The following is a 19,424-nucleotide window of genomic DNA, read 5'->3' on the forward strand; positions in this document are numbered from 1 at the left end:
ACTCCCTGATCTTCAGCGCGAGGATTGGCGCGGGCGGTGGATATGGGCGCTTTGCACAATGCCGAAGGCCCCGAGCAGCACAAGCATTGCCGAACCGCCGTATGAGACCATCGGCAGCGGCACGCCGACCACTGGTGCCAGCCCCATCACCATCGACATGTTGACGGCAAAGAACAGGAAAAAGGTGATGGCAATGCCCAGGATCACCAGCGAAGAAAACCGGTCTTTGGCGGCAATCGCCGAAGCAATGCAGAACAGGATGATCAGCATGTAAATGAACAGCAGGGTAACGCCGCCGATGAAGCCGAACTCTTCCGCCAGGGTGGTAAATATAAAGTCGGTGTGTTTCTCCGGCAGGAAGTTCAGCCGCGATTGCGTGCCCTGCATGAAGCCCCGTCCGGACCAGCCGCCGGATCCCAGCGCAATCTGCGACTGGGTGATGTGATAGCCCGCGCCTAAGGGATCCTGCGAGGGGTCCATAAAAGTGTCGATGCGGCGGAACTGGTAGTCCTTCAACAACTGCCAGTCGGTGCCGCGGCTTTGAAATACCGCGCTGACCAGCCCCACGCCGGCTGCGATCACCGCCACGAAATAAGCCCAGTGAACACCGGCCAGGAACATCACCCCGCCACCGGCCGCCATCAGCAAGATCGAGGTGCCAAGATCCGGCTGTTTCAGCACCAGTGCCGTTGGCAGCAGGATCAGGAACACTGGCAGCAGCACCCACAAGGGACGCGAGGTCTTCTCGGGCGGCAGCCAGTCGTAATAGGCCGCCAGCAGCATGACCAGCGCGATCTTGGTCACCTCGGAGGGTTGCAGCCGCATGAAACCGATGTCGATCCAGCGCTGTGCGCCCATGCCGACGGTGCCGAACAGCTCCACCGCGACCAGCAGCGCCAAGGATCCCAGGTAGGCCAGCACCGACACATTGCGCCAGAACCAGATCGGGATCATTGCCACCACAAACATGACGCCCAGGCCCAGGGCAAAGCGTTTCACCTGCGGTTCAACCCAGGGGCTGAACGAGCCGCCGGCCACCGAATAGAGCATCAGAAAGCCGACGCTGGACACTGTGATCAGCAGCAGGGTCAGCCCCCAGTTAAGATACAGTATTTTGCGCAGGCCGGAGGGTGTCGATTTGGCGTGATACTCCAGATAGCTCATGCCTTGCTGCTCCTGCTGCCTAAGGGGCGCTTGACGCGCTCGCGCTCCAGCCGTTCCTGCTGCGCCTTGATGCGGCTTCGGTCCCCCTTGGGGTAGGCCTCCAGCGGCGGGGTGCCATCGTAAAGCGCCTGCAGCAGCACGTCGCGGGCAATCGGCGCCGCAGCTCTGGAGCCGCCACCGCCATGTTCTACCACCACGGCCACCGCGTATTTCGGGTTATCATAGGGAGCAAAACAGACGTACAGCGCATGGTCGCGCCGGTCCCAGGGCAGATCCTCATTGCGGATCACCCCTGCGGCCCGTTCGGCGGCGGTGATGTTGCGCACCTGGCTAGTGCCGCTTTTGCCGGCCATCCGTATGTTGTCAGCGATGATGCGGGAGCGGTAGCCGGTGCCCCGGCGGTCGTTGCTGACCGAATACATGCCGCGCCGCACCATGCGCAGGCTGTTTTCGTTGACATCCAAGGGCTCGCCCGCTCCGCTGGGCAGTTCCACCCCGTCGAGCGATTTCAGCAGCCGCGGCGTCACGCTGCGACCGGTGGCGATACGAGCGGTCATCACCGCCAGCTGTAACGGCGAGGCAAGCGTGAAACCCTGACCGATTGAGGAGTTGGCGGTGTCGCCGATCAGCCAGTCCTTGCCATAGGAACGCGCTTTCCATTCCTTGGTCGGCGTAATCCCCTGAGCCACAGCCGACATCGGCAAATCGTGCCTGATGCCCAGCCCGAATTTGTTGGCCATCGCCGAGATATTGTCGATCCCGGTCTTGATCGCCACGTCGTAGTAATAAACATCGCAGGACCGTTTCAGCGAAGTGTTGAGGTCCACATGCCCGTGGCCTGCCCGTTTCCAGCAATGAAAGCGGCGGCCGGCAACCTTCAGATGACCCGGGCACCAGACGGTTTCGTCCGGCCCGATCACGCCCTGTTCCAACGCCGCCAGCGCGGTGATCATCTTGAAGGTGGAACCCGGCGGGTAGGTGCCCTGCACTGTCTTGTTGGACAAAGGGCGGTAGTTGTCCTCGGTCAGCATCCGGTAGTCAGCGACTGAGATGCCCCGCACAAACAGATTGGGGTCGAAACTGGGGGAAGAGCAGATCGCGCGGATATCGCCGTCTTCGCAGTCAATCACCACCGCTGCGGCGCTTTCCCGGCCCAGCCGGGCCTGCACGTAGTTTTGCAGCTCCGCGTCAGTGGTCAGCTGCATGTCTGCGCCGGATATGCCCTCGCGCCGGTCCAGTTCACGCATCACCCGGCCGGTGGCGTTCACTTCCACCCGCTTGGCGCCGGCCTTGCCGCGCAGCACATCCTCGCGCTTGGCCTCAAATCCAACCTTGCCGATCTGGAAGCGCGGGATCAGCAGCACCGGCTCGGGGTCTTCCATCTTGCTCAGGTCATAGTCGGACACTGGCCCGACATAGCCCACTACATGCGCGAAATCACCAAGCTGCGGATAAATCCGCGTCAGGCCGACCTCGGGGGTTACACCCGGCAGGGCGGGGGCGTTCACCGCCACCTTGGAGATATCCTCCCAGCCGATCCGGTCGGCCAGGGTGATCGGCAGGAATGGTGGCGACCGTCGCATCTCGGTGCGGGCGCGCTCCAGGTCTTCCGGGTCCAGCGGCAGCAGGCTCGACAGCTTATCAATCACCGCCTCCACATCGCCGGCATCCTCGGGCACCACGGTAATCCGGTAGGAGGGGGAGTTCTGTGCGATGATCAATCCGTTGCGGTCGAAGATCTGCCCGCGGGCAGGCGGCAGCAGGCGGATGTTGATCCGGTTTTCCTCGGCCAGCAGGCGGAATTCATCCGCTTGATCCACCTGCAGAAAACGCATCCTTGCTGCCAGCCCGCCGGCAAAGGCCACCTGCAGCCCGCCCAGCAGCAGTGCCCGCCGGGTCATCTTGCCATGAGAGACGTCCAGATCCTTGGAATTGCGTTTCATCGGCGGCTCATCAGGGTTTCGGCTTCAGAAGGGGACAATTTACGCACACCCAGAATAGCCTGGCTGACCCAAACTGCCAGCGGATAGGCGGCGATGGTCATCACAATCTGGATCACGGTCAGGCTAAGCGGCGCTTGCGCCACGCCAAACACCACAAGAATCAGCCGGTTCAAAACGGCCATCCCGATCAGGGTCACGCCGGCTGCCAGCCATTCGCTGACGAAGGTGCTTTCCCGGTGAGGGGCCGCACGCGCCTTTAGAAATTCGCAGGCCAGCACCGTCAGCAGCGCCAGCAATCCAGGCGGGCGATGAAACAGCAGATCGGCCAGCAGCATGATCAGCGCAATCGACAGCGCAGGCACAAAATCGGGCCGCCGCAGCGACCAGGTGATTGCCAGCAGCAGCAGGAAATCCGGCGGCGCCCAGAACCTCGGCTCGGTGTTCAACGGCAGCAGGTGAAAAAACATGATCAGCAGCGCCAGAGCGGGAAAGGCTGCGCGCATAGCCCAGATCCGGGCGGGCGAGGTGTTAGCCATTGCCGGCCTCAACCGTGCCTTCGGCGCTGCCGCCACCCAGCCCTTCGGGACGCGGCTGCGGAACCGGATCCCCCGGGGCTGCTCCGACCAGCCCGCCGGGATCCTGGATCACCTCGGTGCCATGGTGGCGCAGCACCCGCAGAAATTCCAGCCGGCTGTAATCGGCGGACAGCCGCACCCGCATCCGGCCCGAGCGGTCCTTGGCCACCTGGCCGATCAGCAGGCCCGCTGGAAACACTGATCCGTCACCGGAGGAGATCACCCGGTCACCGGGCCGCACAAGGTCGGGATTTTCCAGAAAGCTCAGTACTGGCGCGGCGCTGTTGTCACCGGTGACCAGCGAGGTCTGGCCGGAGGGCTGGATGGTGGCCGGAACTGCGCTGGCGGCATCGGTCAGCAGGATCACCCGTGCCGTGTCGCGCCCGGTGCCGGAAATCCGGCCCACCAGCCCGATCCCGTCCATCGCCGCCCAGCCGTCATGCACCCCGTCGCGGCTGCCCACATTCAGCAGCACCGATTGCCGGAAGGGTGAACCGCTGTCAGCCATCACCACCCCGGTGATATAGGTCAGCTGCGGGTCCAGCCGCACGTTGTTGAAGTCCAGCAGGCGGGCGTTTTCCTGTTCCAGCTGCAGCGCCGCCTCTTTCCAGGCCCGCATCTGCCGCAGCTCGCTGCGCAGCTCCCGGTTCTGCTCGGCCAACCGCTGATAGCTTTGGAAATCGCGCACCAGATTGACGGCGGCGGTGACCGGCACCATGGCCCAATCCATGCTGGGCACTACCCGGTCAGCCACCTGGGTGCGAAATCGTTCCACGCGCGGGCTGTCGATCCGCCAGACGATGAACACAGCGGCCAGGCACAGGCACAAAACCGCTGTCAGCAGACGCCGCAGCGGGGTTGCATAATCGTCGCGCTGTGACTTGTCCTTTGCCACGTCTCTCCTTCCAGCCGCCCCTCCAGCCCGTTGTCAGCTGGCGCCATTCAGGCGGTCAGGGGCGTTTAGCTGTCGTAGTCGATGGCGTGGGCCAGCTGCTTTTCGTATTCCAGCGCCTTGCCGGTCCCCAGCGCCACGCAGTTGAGGCTTTCGTCGGCGATGGATACGGCCAGGCCGGTCTGTTCGCGCAATGCCAGATCCAGATCACCCAGCAGCGCGCCGCCGCCGGTCAGCATCACGCCGCGGTCGACGATGTCGGCGGCCAGATCCGGCGGGGTGGTTTCCAGCGCGGTCATCACCGCCTCGCAGATCTGCTGCACCGGTTCGGCCAGCGCCTCGGCCACTTGGGCCTGGGAAATCTCGATTTCCTTCGGCACGCCGTTCAGCAGGTCGCGGCCGCGGATCTGCATCGACTGGCCGCGGCCGTCGTCGGGCATCCGGGCGGTGCCGATGGAGGTCTTGATGCGTTCGGCAGTGGCTTCACCCACCAGCAGGTTCTGCTGGCGGCGCAGGTAGCTGATGATCGCCTCGTCCATACGGTCGCCGCCGACGCGGACGGAACGTGCATAGACGATATCACCCAATGACAGAACCGCCACCTCGGTGGTGCCGCCGCCGATATCGACAACCATGTTGCCGGTCGGATCGGTGATCGGCATGCCTGCACCGATGGCTGCGGCAATCGGTTCGGCAATCAGCCCGGCGCGGCGCGCGCCTGCGGACAGCACCGATTGGCGGATCGCGCGTTTTTCAACCGGGGTGGCACCATGCGGCACGCAGACGATGATTTTCGGCTTGGAGAAAGTCGACCGCTTATGCACCTTGCGGATGAAATGTTTGATCATTTCTTCGGCGGTGTCGAAATCGGCAATCACGCCTTCGCGCATCGGCCGGATCGCCTCGATCGAGCCGGGGGTGCGGCCCAGCATCAGCTTAGCGTCTTCGCCCACCGCCAGCACCTTCTTGACGCCATCCTTGACGTGATAGGCCACCACCGACGGTTCGGAAAGAATGACACCGCGGCCCTTGACGTAAACCAGCGTGTTCGCAGTGCCGAGGTCGATGGCCATGTCCGAAGAGAACAGGCCGCCCAAGTTTCCGAAAAGCGCCATATAGAAGGGATCCTGTGAGTGCTGCCATTGTACCTTAGGCGACTCCCGGAGGAGCCGCCAGCACCAACCTTATAAGCGCCAGTGCGGTGCCGCGAAAGGGCGTATTATGGTGAAACAGCGCCTTTCCGCCAAGTCCACGGCGTCATTACAGGCCGCGTCCAAGCGGTCAGGCCAGAACGGGTGCAGAACTCCGCCTGAACCGGCAGCAGCGGGGTCAGCTCAGCTGGAGAAAATCCGCTTCATTTCAGCGTCAAAATGCGACCAGGTCAGGCTGGCGCTGTTGCCGGCATAACCCTCGTAATAGGATTTGCCGCTGGAGGTCGGCAGCCCGGCCCAGATCTTGGCCAGATTCAGCATGAAGGTCTTGCGCGGCATCTCTGCCTGCAGGAAAGCGCTGTAGCCGGCTTCTTCGATCAGCTGATGTGCCAGCTGATCCTGCAGCTCGGGCGAGAAGCGGGCCTGCGGTTTCACGCCCTGATGCTTGACCAGCCGCCGGAATGTTGCGGGGATCAGCTGGTAGCGCCCGATGGCATGGGGCTGTCCCGGCGTTGCTTTGATCCAGGCGTTGATCTCGGCAACGGTCATCTGCGTGGGTTTCTTCGGCGGCTTGCGTTTGGCGCCGTGCTGCACGGCATCATAATTTGCCTTGCCTGCCTCGGCGCTGGCGATCAGCGACAGCAGGCGGCTTACGCTTGGCGGCGCGCTGAGGAGCGGGGCGAACAGGCTGCCGCCGCTGCGGCCGCGGAACAGGCTGGCGGCACCGGGATCAAGCGAGACCGCGCCGCGCCCGGGATCTGCACCAGGCAGAGTGTCGGGTAAAATGCTGGCCAGCGCCTGAGGCGCCGGACCCGGCGCTGCGCCGGGCTGCGGGGCAGAGGCTTTGTGCAGGAAGAACTGGTTGCCAACCAGCGAATACCCCTGCGCGCTTACTGCCGCCGCGGCGCACAGCATCATAGCCAGAATTGTAAGGAAGAGGGCAACGGCGCTCGTTCTGAGGGGCATAGGGACCTGCATTCTGCGGTATCTCGACTGACTGCAGTCTGCCCCATCGGGGTTGAGATTCCGTTTATCCTGCGTCCGCTGCCCCTTCCGCCCTGCGGTAATTGCCGCTAGAGGGGGCCTATGCTCTCTTATCAGCACATATACCATGCCGGGAACCTGGCTGATGTCCAGAAGCACGCATTGCTTGCCTGGATGCTGGCCTACCTCACCCGCAAGGACAAACCGCTCAGCTATATCGAGACCCATGCGGGCCGGGGCCTCTATCAGCTGGACGCGGCTGAGGCGGTCAAGACCGGCGAGGCAGAGCAGGGCATCACCCGTATTCTGGCGGACCAGGGCCTGGCAGCGGACCACCCGCTGCACCATGCTCTGACGGAAACCCGGAACCGGCATGGCGGGACGGCCTATCCTGGCTCGCCGCTGGTTGCGGCCTCTTTGCTGCGCCCGGGCGACGCGATGCATTTTGCCGAACTGCACCCGCAGGAACATGCCGCCCTGCGCGCCGCGCTGAGACCCTGGAAAGCCAAGGTGCATCAGCAGGACGGGTTTGAGCTGGCCATGTCGCTGGTGCCGCCAACACCCCGCCGCGGCCTCATGCTGATCGACCCGAGTTACGAGATCAAAACCGATTATGCCCGCATTCCCGGCATCATCGGCCAGCTGCACAAGAAGTGGAATGTGGGTATCATCGCCTTGTGGTATCCGATCCTCAAGGATGGCCCGCACAAGCAGATGCTCAATGCGCTGGAGGCACAGGCCCTGCCTGGCGCATTGCGGCATGAAGTGGCTTTCCCACCGGTCCGCGACGGGCACCGGATGATCGGCAGCGGCATGTTTGTGGTCAACGCGCCGTTTGGCGCCGAAGACGAAGCCGGCCGGATCAGCCGGATGTTCAAGCCAGGCTGATCCGGCCTGGCTGCATTGCAAATCGAAACGAATAAGGGCGCCGCAGCGGGCGCCCTTTCTTGTTAAGTCCGGCCGTGGATCAGGCCAGATCCTTGTAGGAAATCTCGCGGGTGTCAGCGCCTTCGCCAACCCGGCCGCGGCGCACGATCAGGCGGTTCAGCGCGTTCACATAGGCCTTGGCAGACGCCACCACCGTATCTGTATTGGCGCTTTCGCCGGTGGCGATGATGCCGTCTTCCTCCAGCCGCACTGACACAGTTGCCTGCGCGTCGGTGCCTTCGGTCACGGCATGTACCTGATACAGCTGCAGACGGGCAGAGTTCGGGTGGATCATGCGGATCGCCTTGAAGGTCGCATCAACCGGGCCGTCGCCCTCAGCCGTCTCGGTGACGTCCTTGCCGTCGATCTCCATCTCAAGGGTGGCTTCCGCCGGGCCGCCGGTGCCGCAGACGACCTTCATCGAGACCACTTTAAGGTAGTCATTCTCGGCGTCCACACCAGTGCGCATCAGCGCGATGAGGTCGTCGTCAAACACTTCCTTTTTGCGGTCGGCCAGTTCCTTGAAGCGGACAAAGACATCCTTCAGCTGGTTGTCGCCAACTTCATAGCCAAGATGCTCCAGCTTATCACGCAGCGCAGCGCGGCCGGAATGTTTGCCAAGCGGCAGCGAGGTGCCGGAGAGGCCCACATCCTCGGGCCGCATGATTTCAAAGTTTTCGCGGTTCTTCAGCATCCCGTCCTGGTGGATGCCGGACTCATGCGCAAAGGCGTTCTTGCCGACAATCGCCTTGTTCGGCTGCACCACAAAACCGGACACAGTCGAAACCCGGCGCGAGATATGCATGATCTTGGTGGTGTCGATGCCGGTGTGCCAGGGCATGATGTCATTGCGTGTCTTCAGCGCCATCACCACTTCTTCCAGGGCGGTGTTGCCGGCCCGTTCGCCAAGGCCGTTGATGGTGCATTCGATCTGCCGCGCACCGCCCGCAACCGCGGCCAGCGCATTGGCGGTCGCCATGCCAAGGTCGTTGTGGCAATGGGTGGCAAAGACCACCTCATCCGCGCCCGGCACCGTCTCGATCAGGCGCTTGATCAGATCGGCGCTTTCCGCAGGCGCGGTATAGCCTACAGTGTCGGGGATGTTGATGGTGGTCGCACCCGCCTTGATCGCGATTTCGATCACCCGGCACAGGTAATCCCACTCGGTCCGGGTCGCATCCATCGGCGACCACTGCACGTTGTCCACCAGGTTGCGGGCATGGGTGACCGTTTCATGGATCTTTTCGGCCATCTCGTCCATGGTCAGGTTCGGGATGGCGCGGTGCAGGGCTGAGGTGCCGATAAAGGTATGGATGCGCGGCTGCGCGGCCTTGCGCACGGCCTCGGCGCAACGGTCGATATCCTTAAAGCTGGCGCGCGCCAGGCCGCAGATCACCGAGTTCTTCGAACGTTCCGCAATCTCGGACACCGCGCGGAAGTCGCCCTCGGAGGCAATCGGAAAGCCGGCCTCGATGATGTCGACGCCCATATCGTCCAGAAGCCCGGCAATCTCCAGCTTCTCGTCATGGGTCATGGTGGCGCCGGGGCTTTGCTCGCCGTCGCGCAGGGTTGTGTCGAAAATGACAACACGGGATTTGTCGCCGGAATTCGGGCCGGCAGTCGGGGAATTGTTGGTCATGTCGGTATCTCTTGTCTCTGTCCTAAGCCCTTTGGGGCATCATAAGCCTTTGATGGCGCGCGTGCGGCAATCCTCTGAGCGGGCGCGCCGGAAGGGCACGCTCAGAGGCGGGCTAGGATCAGTAGGGCGCGCAGAGCGGCACCGCGGGACGCGGTGACGGCAAAGGGGATATCTGCGCAAATGGTCATGCAGGGATTTATACAGAGGCAATGGTAAATGAAAAGCCCATAGGCAGAGAATTTCAGCTTTGCTCTACGATCCGGCGCAGCGTTCCGATTTGGCCGGGCAGCACATCGGCGCGGCTTTGGCAAAATCCGATCAGCAGCCCCTGTGACCGTTTGGCTGGATCATGCGGGGACAATGGCCGGACGGCGAATCCCGCTTTGGCAGCATCGCGGCAGATCTGCGTGTCGCATTGCTTGCCGGCCAGATGAAAGGCGATCTGCATCCCGGCATTGTGGCGCTGGAAGGAGCCCAAATCCTCTGGCCATGCTGACAGAGCCTCCGCCGCCGCAGAGTAACGTTCGGCATAAAGCCTGCGGGCGCGGCGGATGTGGCGGTCGTACTGCCCGGAGGCCATGAATGCGGCCAGGGGCCGCTGCGCGGTGATCGCGGCGCCTGCACTGGGGTGGATAAACTGGGCGCGGAACTTTGGCACCAGCGCGGGCGGCAGGATTGCATATCCCAGCCGCAGTGCGTGGGAGAATGTTTTGGAAAATGTGCCCGCATAGATGCAGCGCCCCTCGCGGTCGAGCGCGGCCATGGCGGGAACCGGCTGCCCGGCATAGCGGAACTCACTGTCGAAATCATCTTCGATGATCCAGCCGTCCCGGTCCTTGGCTGCCTGCAGAAAGGCCTGCCGCTGAGGGACGGGCAGGGTGCCGCCGAGGGGAAACTGATGCGACGGCGTCAGCAATGTGACCTTGGCCATCTGCGGCGGCACTGCCGCGCCGCGTTCCCCGGCCCGCAGCCAGTGCACCTCCCAGCCGCGCGACAGGGCAAACCGCTGCGTCGGGGTGAAACCGGGTGCCTCCAGTGCGATGTCTTCGCCGCCGACCAGGAAGTCCATCGTCAGTTCCAGCGCTTCGCGGGCGCCGCTGGTGACCAGAACCTGTTCGGCGCTGCATTTGATGCCGCGCCAACGGGCTGCATAGGCGGCGATCTCGCGGCGCAGCTCAGGATCGCCAAAGGCATCTTTCTGGTGGCTGAGGCTTAGCGGATCCATCCTTGCCACACGTGAAACACAGCGCGCCCAAGGCCGCGCAGGAAACACCGCCGGATCCGGCGCGCCGGGCAGCAGCATCCCCGGAGCTGGCGCTGTCATTGCGGGAAGGGACCGGGAGGGGGCCGCCGGCGGGCGGATCGGGGCGACATCGCAAACAAAGATCCCCGCGCCGCGCCGGGTTTCGGCGAAACCCTCGGCCACCAATTGATCATAGGCCGTCACCACAGTGGACCTTGCCACCCCCAGATCCTGCGCCAGCGCCCGCGATGACGGCAGCCGGGTGCCGATCGCCAGGCTGCCTTCACTGATCCGCCCGCGCAGTGCCGTGACGATCTGCTGATACAGCGGTTCAGCCTTTGTACCGGAGAGCATACCGGACAGATCAATCATAGTGGACTGCTCATTTTGCAAGGAACTGGAGCTTAATCATGGGCCAATTTGCGCATAGCTGTCGTGAAAAGACAATCAGGAACAAGAGATCAGCCGATGTGCCAGTCCGAAGCGGAAACCGCCTTGAAATCCGAACGCAGCCGCCTGCGCCGCGCGCATGAACGCGGGTTATACGGCCGCGAAGCCGTATATCAGGTGCTGGATGCCATGCCGCTTGGCCATATCGGCTATCAAATCAATGGCAGCACGTCGGTACTGCCGACGCTGCAATGGCGCGAGGGCGATCACGTCTATTGGCACGGCTCTGCCGCCAGCCGGGCAATCCGCGCGATGGAAGGGGCCGAGGTCTGCCTGACTGTTACCTGCATGGATGGCTACGTGCTGGCGCGCTCTGCCTTTCACCATTCGGTCAATTTCCGTTCGGCCATGCTGTTCGGCGTGGCCGAGAAAGTGACGGATGAAGACGCCAAGGCGGCCAGCCTGAAAACGATGGTGGACGACATCTTTCCCGGCCGCTGGGACGCGCTGCGCCCGATGACTGGCCAGGAGCTGAAAGCAACAGCCCTGCTGCGCATGCCGATCAAGGAAGGCGCCGCCAAGATCCGCTCTGGCCCGCCCAAGGACGACGAGGAGGATTACGCGCTGCCGATCTGGGCCGGGGTGGTGCCGATGGCACTGGAGCTGAAGCCGCCGCAGCCGGACCCTGCCAATCTGGAAGGCGTGGCAATGCCCGATCACCTGAGCCGCATCCGTATCGGCTGAAATGGCAAAGGCGCGCCACTCCGGCGCGCCTGAATTCCGGTCTGGAAATCCCGCCTGGCTTACTCGGTCTGCGCTGCGTCCCCGGCCTCGCGGCTCACCAGCGCGCCGTTTTCCCAGGTGCCGTCCGCCTGCTGGCCGCTGGCGTATTTCATCGTGCCCGGCCCCTGCCGCTTGCCGTTGACAAAACTGCCCTCATAGACGTCGCCATTGGCATAGGTCGCGACACCGTCGCCAAAGATCTTACCCTCTTGCCAGCTGCCCTCGTAGATGAAGCCGTCGGGCATTTCGATCTTGCCCTGACCGTGCCGCTGGCTGTCCGCAAACGCACCGGTATAGACCGAGCCGTCGGCATAGGTCACCTTGGCGTCGCCATGGCGCTGCCCGTTCTGCCAGCCGCCCTCGTACCGGTAACCGTCGGCATAGGTCATGACACCCTGGCCGTGGTTCTTGGCATTCTGGAAGTCCCCGGTATAGGTGATGCCGTTGGGGTAGGTCGCGGTGCCTTTGCCCTCGATCACGCCAGCCATCCAAGCGCCTTGGTAGGTGGAGCCGTCGGGATAGGTGATCTTGCCCTGACCCTCAGCAAGGTCGTCCCGGAAGTCACCCTCATAAACCGATCCGTCCGGATAGACCGCCTTGCCTTTGCCTTCGATCTGTCCCTTCACCCATTCGCCGGTATAGGTGTAGCCGTCTTTTTCGGTGAAAGTGCCCATGCCGTGGCGCTGATCGTCCAGAAAGTCGCCGGCGTAGACGTCGCCGTTGGCATAGGTCTGCTTGCCGGTGCCATGGCGGCGGCCGTTTTGCAGCTCGCCTTCGTAGATATCGCCGTTGGGCTGCATCAGGCGGCCGGTGCCATGCATTTGGCTTGCGGCCCACTCGCCCTCGTAGACCAGCCCGTCCGAGGTCTCCAGCTTGCCCTGGCCCTGCAACTGGCCGTCAGCCACAGCGCCCGCGTAAACAGTGCCCTCGCCGTAGGTGATCCTGGCCTGGCCTTGCTGGCGGCCCGCAACCCAATCGCCGTCATAGGAATAGCCGTCGGGAGAGGACATTGCGCCCTTGCCGTGCCGCTTACCATCGGCAAAGCTGCCGTGATACCGTACCCCGCTGGCATAGACCGAGGTGCCGTCGCCATGGATTTGCCCATTCTGCCAGCCGCCCTCATAGGTGCTGCCGTCGGCGCGGGTCAGTTTGCCCAGCCCGTGCGGCTTGCCTTGCGCAAACCCGCCCTCATAGACCGAGCCGTCCGGAAAGCGTGCCACGCCTTGGCCGCGCACTTCACCATCGACCCATTCACCGGTGTATTCATAGCCGCTTGGCAGCTTGTAAGTGCCGGTGCCATGCTGCAGCCCGCCCCTAAAGGTGCCTTGGTAGACACCGCCGATTTCGTCCTGGGTGGTTATGACGTCACTCTCCTGGGCCAGCGCCGGTGCGGCCAGTGCCAGAAGTGCGGAAAGCGTGAATGCGGTGCCGAAACGGGTCATTGAAACCTCTGCCTGCCCAGGAATTACGGTGCTGCTGCCATATTGGGTTGCTCGCCCGGAAACTAAGCTACCGCAGGCGGGGCCGCAATGTCTTTTACCCTGCGGTCTTTTCCTTGGCGGTCAATCTGGTAAATGGCTGGGGGAGGACATTTACAAAGGGCCAAAGCAGCATGGCAGACCGTTTCCGCGTGACACTGGCGCAGCTGAACCCCACGGTGGGCGACCTGACAGGCAATGCCGCCAAGGCCAAAGCCGCCTGGGAGGAGGGCCGCACCGCCGGCGCCGATCTGGTGGCGCTGCCGGAAATGTTCATCACCGGCTACAACACCCAGGATCTGGTGATGAAACCGGCCTTTCACACGGCGGCCATAGCCGAAGTTGAAAAGCTGGCGGCAGACTGTGCCGATGGTCCGGCGCTGGCAATTGGCGGCCCCTGGATCGAGGGCGGGCGGCTGTACAACGCTTACCTGATCCTCAAGGGCGGCAAGATCGCGTCGCGCAGCCTCAAGCATCACCTGCCCAATGAAACTGTGTTCGACGAGGTGCGGATTTTTGATGCCGGCCCCTTGGGCGGCCCTTATGCGGTCGGCAACACCCGTATCGGCTCCCCCATCTGCGAGGATGGCTGGCACGAGGATGTCGCGGAAACCCTGGCCGAAACTGGTGCCGAGTTTCTGCTGATCCCCAACGGCTCGCCCTATTTCCGCAACAAGATGGAGGTGCGCTTTAACCACATGGTGGCGCGCGCGGTCGAAACCCACTTGCCGGTGATCTACCTCAACATGGTCGGTGGCCAGGACGATCAGGTGTTTGACGGCGGCTCATTTGTGCTGAACCCGGGCGGCGCCCTGGCGCTGCAGATGCCGGTGTTTGACGAGGCTTATGCCCATCTTGATCTGGAGCGCACCGAAGACGGCTGGCGCGCGGTGGAGGGCGATAAGGCGCATCTGCCGGACGCGTGGGAACAGGATTACCGGGTAATGGTCGAATCCTTGCGCGACTACATGGGCAAGACCGGCTTCAAGAAGGTGCTGCTGGGCCTGTCCGGCGGTGTCGACTCGGCGATTGTCGCGGCAATTGCGGTGGACGCGCTGGGTGCTGAGAATGTTCGCTGCGTGATGCTGCCGTCGGAATATACCAGCCGGGAATCGCTAGAGGATGCCGAGGCTGTCGCAAAAGCGCTTGGCGTGCACTACGACTACGTGCCTATTTCTGAGGGTCGCGCCGCGATCACCAACACGCTGGCGCCGCTGTTTGCGGGGATGGAGCCGGGCCTGACCGAAGAAAACATCCAGTCCCGCCTGCGCGGGCTGCTGCTGATGGCAATGTCCAACAAGTTTGGCGAGATGCTGCTGACCACTGGCAACAAATCCGAAGTCGCGGTGGGCTATGCCACCATCTACGGCGACATGAACGGCGGCTATAATCCGATCAAGGACATGTACAAGACACGGGTGTTTGAGACCTGCCGCTGGCGCAACGCCAATCACCGTCCCTGGATGAAGGGGCCGGAAGGCGAAGTGATCCGCCCAAATGTGATCGACAAGCCGCCCAGTGCCGAACTGCGCGAGGACCAGAAGGACAGCGACAGCCTGCCGGACTACCCTGAGCTGGACGCGATTCTGGATATCCTGGTCGACCAGGATGGTTCAATCTTAGATTGTGTTGCCGCCGGTTTCGACCGGGATGTGGTCAAACGGGTCGAGCATCTGGTTTACATTAGCGAATACAAACGCTTCCAGTCCGCGCCCGGCGCCCGCCTGACCCCAAGCGCGTTCTGGCTGGACCGGCGCTATCCGATCGTCAACCGCTGGCGCGACCCGTCCTGAGGTCCATGTTAACCTATTGAAGGCACAGTGTTTCTACGCTTTCTTGCCTCCTGCCTATCTGGCTTTCCGCAGTGATAACGCCCTGATATGCGGCGGAAAAATCACAATGCAGAAAAGCGGCGCACGCTGTGCGGCCTGTACGCTGGACCGAGGGGGCAGCTGCGGGCATAGATGCCCTCATGCCCGGACCAAAGCTGCCTCACTTTCAATCCGATCTGGCCTTGCCCAAGGCCGTTGACGCCGTGGTGATCGGCGGCGGTATCATTGGCGCAGCGACGGCTTTGGAACTGGCTGAACGCGGACATTCCGTGCTGTTGTGCGAAAAAGGCCAGATTGCAGCAGAGCAAAGCTCGCGCAACTGGGGGTGGGTGCGGATGTCCTGCCGCGATCCCCGCGAAATTCAGCTGATGGCCGAGGCGCTCAGGCTCTGGGAAGGGCTGGCCGAACGCACCGGCAAGGAAACCGGCTTTACCCGCTCCGGCATCCTCTACACTGCGGAAACCGCCAAGCGCGAGGCACAGCTGGAGCGCTGGCTGAGCAATCTTGACGACTGGGGGCAGGACGCCCGCATGGTTCGCGGCGATCAGATTGAGCAGCTGATGCCGGGCCATCAGACCAAGACCCGCAGCGGGCTGCTGACGCCGATAGACGGGCGGGCGGAGCCGCAATTGGCCACCCATGCCATCGCCACCGCAGCGCAGGCGGCAGGTGCCAAGGTGATGACCGAATGTGCCGTGCGCAGCGTTGAAACCGCTGCAGGCCGCATCAGCGGCGTGATGACCGAACGCGGCCGCGTGGCCTGTTCCACCGTGGTGGTGGCTGGCGGTGCCTGGTCGCGGCTGTTCCTGGGCAATGCCGGTATCAACCTGCCGCAGCTTAAGGTTCTGAACTCGGTCCTGCGCACCTCCCCGGTGCAGGGCGGGCCGGAAACAGCCATCCGTGCCGCCAACCTTGGCCTGCGCAAGCGCGCTGACGGCGGCTACACCGTGGCCGATGCTCATGAAAACATTGTCGATATCGTGCCCGACAGTTTCCGGCTGGGTTGGAAATTCCTGCCCAGCTACCGCCAGGAATGGCGTGCGCTGCAATTTCGCCTGTCAGACCGTTGGCGCGAAGAGGCGGCGCAGGCCCGCCACTGGCAGCCGAACCAGACCACCCCGTTTGAACTGTGCCGGGTGCTGGACCCTGCGCCGTCGCAAAAGGCGCTGAAAAGCGGCTGGTCAACGGCGCAAAAGGCATTCCCAGTGCTGCAAGGCGCCGATGTGGTGCAAAGCTGGGGCGGGCTGATCGATGTCACTCCGGATGCGATCCCGGTGATCTCGCAGGCCGACGGTCTGCCGGGGCTGTTTGTTGCCACGGGCTTCTCCGGCCATGGTTTCGGCATTGGACCGGCGGCAGGCAAACTGGCCGCCGATCTGGTGACCGGCGACGCCCCCGTGGTGGATCCGCACGCCTTCCGCCTGTCGCGGTTTACGGACGGCAGCAGATACGGGCCGCAAACCGGCTATTGAACCGGGCCGCTCAGCCCATCAGCTGATAACTGACCGGCACATAGCGAAAGCCCTCGCCGCGGGTCTCGACAAAACCGGCGGCGGGGAAGGGCATGTGATAGCCGATCATCGGCACCTTGTCGGCGGCCAGCATCCCCAGCACCCGGCGGCGTGACGCGCTGGCAGCCTCGGCATCGGCATCAAAGCTGAACGCCCAGTCGGGCCGGGCAAAACTGTAGACATAATGATTGGCCAGATCCGCCGTCAGCAACAGCTGCCGGTTGCCGCTTTCCAGCATGAAGCCCATATGCCCCGGCGTGTGGCCAAAGCTTGCCATCGCAGTGATTCCCGGCGCCACGTCGGCGCCGTCGTCAATGAATGTGGTTTTCTCTGCCAGCGGCGTCACATTGCTGGCCACCAGATCACCAACCCGGTTGCCCGCCTCCATCTTGGACCAGAAATCATACTCGGCAGATCCCATGATATAGCGGGCATTGGCAAAGGTGGGCGTACCGTCTGTCATCAGCCCGCCTATGTGGTCCGGGTGCATATGGGTGATCACAACCACATTGATCTGGTCCGGGGTGACTCCGGCTGCGGCCAGCGCCTTGGCAATACCGCCTGCGCCAAGCCCGGTATCAAACAGCACCAGCTCTGCCCCGGTATCCACCAGCGTAGGCGTGAAGTAGAATTGCAGTGTTTCTGCTGAGACGAAGTTCTCAGCAGAAACCTCGGTAAACTCCGCATCGCTGGCTGCCGCGCCAAACAGCGGTTTCGGTCCGTCACGCAAGGATGAGGCATCCAGCAGCGTGGTGACCGGCATCTCGCCCAGCTTGAATGTATGGGCAATGGGCGCTTCGGCGCGGCCGCCGTGGGCGCCGGCCAGAAGCGGTGTTGCAGCAGCGGCAAGGGGCAGGGCGGCGGCACCGGCCAGGGCCGCACGGCGGGACAGGGAAACAGTCATCAGGGAACCTCCAAGTTGCATTGGACTGCCCGCATCCTAGCGCCGCGGCGGCAGAGGGCTGTAAACAATCCCGTGATGCGGGTTAAGATGCAGGCAGGAGGCCCCCGCCATGAGCCAGAACAAAACCGTCCCGACCGGAGCCAGCGTTGCAGATTTCCTTGCCACGGTTGAACCAGAGCGCAAGGCGGTGGAAGCGCAAGAGCTGGATGCCCTGTTCCGCCAAACCACCGATTTTACGCCGCAGATGTGGGGCCCTTCCATCATCGGTTACGGGCGCTACCACTACCGCCATGCAACGGGACGCGAAGGAGACTTCCTCGCCACCGGATTCTCCCCCCGCAAGGCGTGCCATTCGATCTACATCATGCCGGGCTATCAGGACTACGGCGCTATCCTGGCGCGCCTGGGTAAACACAAGCTGGGCAGAAGCTGCCTTTATGTGAACAAGCTGGCCGATATCGATCTGGAAGTCCTGGCTGAACTGATCCGGACCGGCCTGAAAGACCTCAACGTAATCTGGCCGGTGCAGCCAAGCTGACCCGCGCTTTCCTCTTGCCCCAAGTATCCCCGCCGGAGGCACGCGCCGCGAGGCGCGTTAACCCTGCTGAAACTGGACAATCCGCCGCCCATGTGACAAGGCATCGGCAACAGGAGAACCGTGATGACCACCACCCGTTTTGCCCCGTCGCCGACCGGCTATATCCACGTCGGCAACCTGCGCACCGCGCTGATGAACTACCTGATCGCCCGCAAGGCTGGCGGCACTTTCATCCTGCGCATCGACGACACCGACCCTGAGCGGTCCAAGGAAGAATACGTCGATGCCATCAAGCAGGACCTGGAATGGCTGGGCCTGACCTGGGACAAGGTGGAGCGCCAGTCCGAGCGTCTCGACCGCTATGTCGCAGCTGCGGACAAGCTGCGCGAGATCGGCCGTTTCTACGAGGCGTTCGAGACCCCGGTCGAGCTGGACCTGAAGCGCAAGAAACAGCTGAACATGGGCAAGCCGCCGGTCTATGACCGCGCTGCGCTGGCATTGTCAGAGGACGAAAAAGCGGCCCTGCGCGCCGAGCGCGGCGATGGCGTCTGGCGCTTCAAGCTGGATCATCAGCGCATTGAATGGGCCGATGGAATCCTCGGCGATATCTCCATTGACGCGGCTTCGGTCTCGGACCCGGTGCTGATCCGCGGCGACGGTCAGTTCCTCTACACGCTGGCCTCGGTTGTGGACGACACCGAAATGGGCGTGACCAATGTGGTGCGCGGCTCGGACCATGTGACCAACACTGCCACCCAGATCCAGATCATCGAAGCGCTGGGCGGCACCGTACCGTCCTTTGCGCACCATTCGCTGCTGACCGGCCCGCAGGGCGAGGCGCTCTCCAAGCGTCTCGGTACGCTTGCCCTGCGCGACCTGCGCGAAGCGGGCGTGCAGCCGATGGCGCTGCTGTCCTTGATGGCGCGTTTGGGCTCTTCCGACCCGGTGGAGCTGCGTTCGGAATTGGCCGAGCTGATCGATGGCTTCGACATCAACCGCTTTGGGGCAGCCCCTACCAAATTCGATGTCGAGGATCTCTATCCGCTGACCGCCCGCCACCTGCAGTCGCTGCCGCTGGAGGCGGTGCAAAGCCATGTAGACGCACTGGGCGTGCCTGCCGCGAAACAGGCGGCCTTCTGGGATGTGGCCAAGGAAAACATCACCACGCTGAAGGATCTGGCGGGCTGGTGGGAGCTGTGCCGCGATGGTGCCGAGCCGTTGATAGCCGACGAGGACAAGGAGTTCATCGCCGAAGCGATGGCGCTGCTGCCGGAAGGCCCGTATGACAGTGAAAGCTGGAAGACCTGGACCACCGCTGTGAAAGAGGCAACAGGCCGCAAGGGCAAAGGTCTGTTCATGCCGCTGCGCAAGGCGGTCACCGGCATGGAGCGCGGCCCGGACATGTCGGCGCTTCTGGCGCTGATGGAAACGGTCCGCGCCCGCGGCTGATTGAGGTTCGCCGGAACTAAA

General features: G+C 63.2%; 16 protein-coding genes. 6 read left to right on the plus strand and 10 right to left on the minus strand.

Features of this window, described 5'->3' with window-relative positions:
• Positions 1–12 precede the first annotated feature (12 nt).
• The 6 genes from rodA to K3557_RS01035 all read right to left on the minus strand — a co-directional run bounded on the left by rodA (position 13) and on the right by K3557_RS01035 (position 6,691).
• The gene (gene rodA, locus K3557_RS01010) at positions 13–1,164 is read right to left on the minus strand and encodes a rod shape-determining protein RodA (RefSeq protein ID WP_259987570.1); all 1,152 of its coding nucleotides are present in this window, start codon (positions 1,162–1,164) and stop codon (positions 13–15) included.
• Entirely contained in the window at positions 1,161–3,107 is a 1,947-nt protein-coding gene (mrdA, locus tag K3557_RS01015; protein WP_259997036.1) for a penicillin-binding protein 2, read from the minus strand. The genes rodA and mrdA overlap by 4 nt, the downstream gene beginning before the upstream one ends.
• The gene (locus tag K3557_RS01020; RefSeq protein WP_259997037.1) at positions 3,104–3,643 is read right to left on the minus strand and encodes a rod shape-determining protein MreD; all 540 of its coding nucleotides are present in this window, start codon (positions 3,641–3,643) and stop codon (positions 3,104–3,106) included. Before K3557_RS01020 ends, mrdA begins: the two co-directional genes overlap by 4 nt.
• Entirely contained in the window at positions 3,636–4,577 is a 942-nt protein-coding gene (gene mreC / locus K3557_RS01025; protein ID WP_259997040.1) for a rod shape-determining protein MreC, read from the minus strand. The genes K3557_RS01020 and mreC overlap by 8 nt, the downstream gene beginning before the upstream one ends.
• 65 nt (positions 4,578–4,642) lie before the next feature.
• Entirely contained in the window at positions 4,643–5,689 is a 1,047-nt protein-coding gene (locus K3557_RS01030) for a rod shape-determining protein (protein WP_027257685.1), read from the minus strand.
• Positions 5,690–5,908: 219 nt separating this feature from the next.
• Positions 5,909–6,691, minus strand: a complete 783-nt coding sequence (locus K3557_RS01035; RefSeq protein WP_259997042.1) for a hypothetical protein — start codon at positions 6,689–6,691, stop codon at positions 5,909–5,911.
• Between the two features lie 120 nt (positions 6,692–6,811).
• On the opposite strand from K3557_RS01035, the gene K3557_RS01040 reads away from it, so the two are divergent.
• Positions 6,812–7,597: a 23S rRNA (adenine(2030)-N(6))-methyltransferase RlmJ gene (locus K3557_RS01040; protein ID WP_259997045.1), complete on the plus strand. Its 786-nt coding sequence runs from the start codon at positions 6,812–6,814 to the stop codon at positions 7,595–7,597.
• 79 nt (positions 7,598–7,676) lie between these two features.
• Here K3557_RS01040 and K3557_RS01045 read toward each other — a convergent pair whose 3' ends face one another.
• Together K3557_RS01045 and K3557_RS01050 are read right to left on the minus strand one after the other, a co-directional pair.
• The gene (locus K3557_RS01045; RefSeq protein WP_259997054.1) at positions 7,677–9,275 is read right to left on the minus strand and encodes a 2-isopropylmalate synthase; all 1,599 of its coding nucleotides are present in this window, start codon (positions 9,273–9,275) and stop codon (positions 7,677–7,679) included.
• Between the two features lie 241 nt (positions 9,276–9,516).
• Complete coding sequence (locus tag K3557_RS01050; protein WP_259997055.1) at positions 9,517–10,890, minus strand: PLP-dependent aminotransferase family protein; 1,374 nt, start codon at positions 10,888–10,890, stop codon at positions 9,517–9,519.
• A gap of 96 nt (positions 10,891–10,986) precedes the next feature.
• Here K3557_RS01050 and K3557_RS01055 point away from each other — a divergent pair, with 96 nt between their 5' ends.
• On the plus strand, positions 10,987–11,652 hold the full coding sequence (locus tag K3557_RS01055) for a pyridoxamine 5'-phosphate oxidase family protein (RefSeq protein WP_259997056.1): 666 nt from the start codon (positions 10,987–10,989) through the stop codon (positions 11,650–11,652).
• A gap of 59 nt (positions 11,653–11,711) precedes the next feature.
• Here the strand turns inward: K3557_RS01055 and K3557_RS01060 are convergent, their stop codons facing one another.
• Positions 11,712–13,133, minus strand: a complete 1,422-nt coding sequence (locus K3557_RS01060; protein ID WP_259997057.1) for an MORN repeat-containing protein — start codon at positions 13,131–13,133, stop codon at positions 11,712–11,714.
• A gap of 170 nt (positions 13,134–13,303) precedes the next feature.
• Between K3557_RS01060 and K3557_RS01065 the strand changes: the two genes are divergently transcribed.
• Positions 13,304–14,962 (plus strand): NAD+ synthase, encoded by a 1,659-nt coding sequence (locus tag K3557_RS01065; RefSeq protein ID WP_259997058.1) that lies wholly within the window; start codon positions 13,304–13,306, stop codon positions 14,960–14,962.
• Between the two features lie 179 nt (positions 14,963–15,141).
• Positions 15,142–16,473: an FAD-binding oxidoreductase gene (locus K3557_RS01070; RefSeq protein WP_259997059.1), complete on the plus strand. Its 1,332-nt coding sequence runs from the start codon at positions 15,142–15,144 to the stop codon at positions 16,471–16,473.
• A gap of 10 nt (positions 16,474–16,483) precedes the next feature.
• On the opposite strand, the gene K3557_RS01075 is transcribed toward K3557_RS01070, so the two are convergent.
• Positions 16,484–17,416, minus strand: coding sequence for an MBL fold metallo-hydrolase (locus tag K3557_RS01075; protein WP_259997060.1), 933 nt, complete (start codon positions 17,414–17,416; stop codon positions 16,484–16,486).
• Positions 17,417–17,525: 109 nt separating this feature from the next.
• On the opposite strand from K3557_RS01075, the gene K3557_RS01080 reads away from it, so the two are divergent.
• Both K3557_RS01080 and gltX read left to right on the plus strand, forming a co-directional pair.
• Positions 17,526–17,954, plus strand: coding sequence for a DUF1801 domain-containing protein (locus K3557_RS01080; RefSeq protein WP_259997062.1), 429 nt, complete (start codon positions 17,526–17,528; stop codon positions 17,952–17,954).
• Positions 17,955–18,077: 123 nt separating this feature from the next.
• Positions 18,078–19,403 (plus strand): glutamate--tRNA ligase, encoded by a 1,326-nt coding sequence (gltX, locus tag K3557_RS01085; protein ID WP_259997064.1) that lies wholly within the window; start codon positions 18,078–18,080, stop codon positions 19,401–19,403.
• The last annotated feature ends 21 nt before the right edge of the window (positions 19,404–19,424 follow it).

Origin of the sequence: Leisingera sp. M523 (assembly GCF_025141335.1) — a bacterium.
Lineage (GTDB): Bacteria > Pseudomonadota > Alphaproteobacteria > Rhodobacterales > Rhodobacteraceae > Leisingera.

Coding starts and splice junctions, on each gene's coding strand:
- K3557_RS01030 (WP_027257685.1), bottom strand. CDS start 5,689: ATGGCGCTTTTCGGAAACTTGGGCGGCCTGTTCTCTTCGGACATGGCC.
- K3557_RS01060 (WP_259997057.1), bottom strand. CDS start 13,133: ATGACCCGTTTCGGCACCGCATTCACGCTTTCCGCACTTCTGGCACTG.
- K3557_RS01065 (WP_259997058.1), top strand. CDS start 13,304: ATGGCAGACCGTTTCCGCGTGACACTGGCGCAGCTGAACCCCACGGTG.
- K3557_RS01045 (WP_259997054.1), bottom strand. CDS start 9,275: ATGACCAACAATTCCCCGACTGCCGGCCCGAATTCCGGCGACAAATCC.
- K3557_RS01050 (WP_259997055.1), bottom strand. CDS start 10,890: ATGATTGATCTGTCCGGTATGCTCTCCGGTACAAAGGCTGAACCGCTG.
- rodA (WP_259987570.1), bottom strand. CDS start 1,164: ATGAGCTATCTGGAGTATCACGCCAAATCGACACCCTCCGGCCTGCGC.
- K3557_RS01020 (WP_259997037.1), bottom strand. CDS start 3,643: ATGGCTAACACCTCGCCCGCCCGGATCTGGGCTATGCGCGCAGCCTTT.
- K3557_RS01035 (WP_259997042.1), bottom strand. CDS start 6,691: ATGCCCCTCAGAACGAGCGCCGTTGCCCTCTTCCTTACAATTCTGGCT.
- mrdA (WP_259997036.1), bottom strand. CDS start 3,107: ATGAAACGCAATTCCAAGGATCTGGACGTCTCTCATGGCAAGATGACC.
- K3557_RS01070 (WP_259997059.1), top strand. CDS start 15,142: ATGCCCGGACCAAAGCTGCCTCACTTTCAATCCGATCTGGCCTTGCCC.
- gltX (WP_259997064.1), top strand. CDS start 18,078: ATGACCACCACCCGTTTTGCCCCGTCGCCGACCGGCTATATCCACGTC.
- K3557_RS01080 (WP_259997062.1), top strand. CDS start 17,526: ATGAGCCAGAACAAAACCGTCCCGACCGGAGCCAGCGTTGCAGATTTC.
- K3557_RS01075 (WP_259997060.1), bottom strand. CDS start 17,416: ATGACTGTTTCCCTGTCCCGCCGTGCGGCCCTGGCCGGTGCCGCCGCC.
- K3557_RS01040 (WP_259997045.1), top strand. CDS start 6,812: ATGCTCTCTTATCAGCACATATACCATGCCGGGAACCTGGCTGATGTC.
- K3557_RS01055 (WP_259997056.1), top strand. CDS start 10,987: ATGTGCCAGTCCGAAGCGGAAACCGCCTTGAAATCCGAACGCAGCCGC.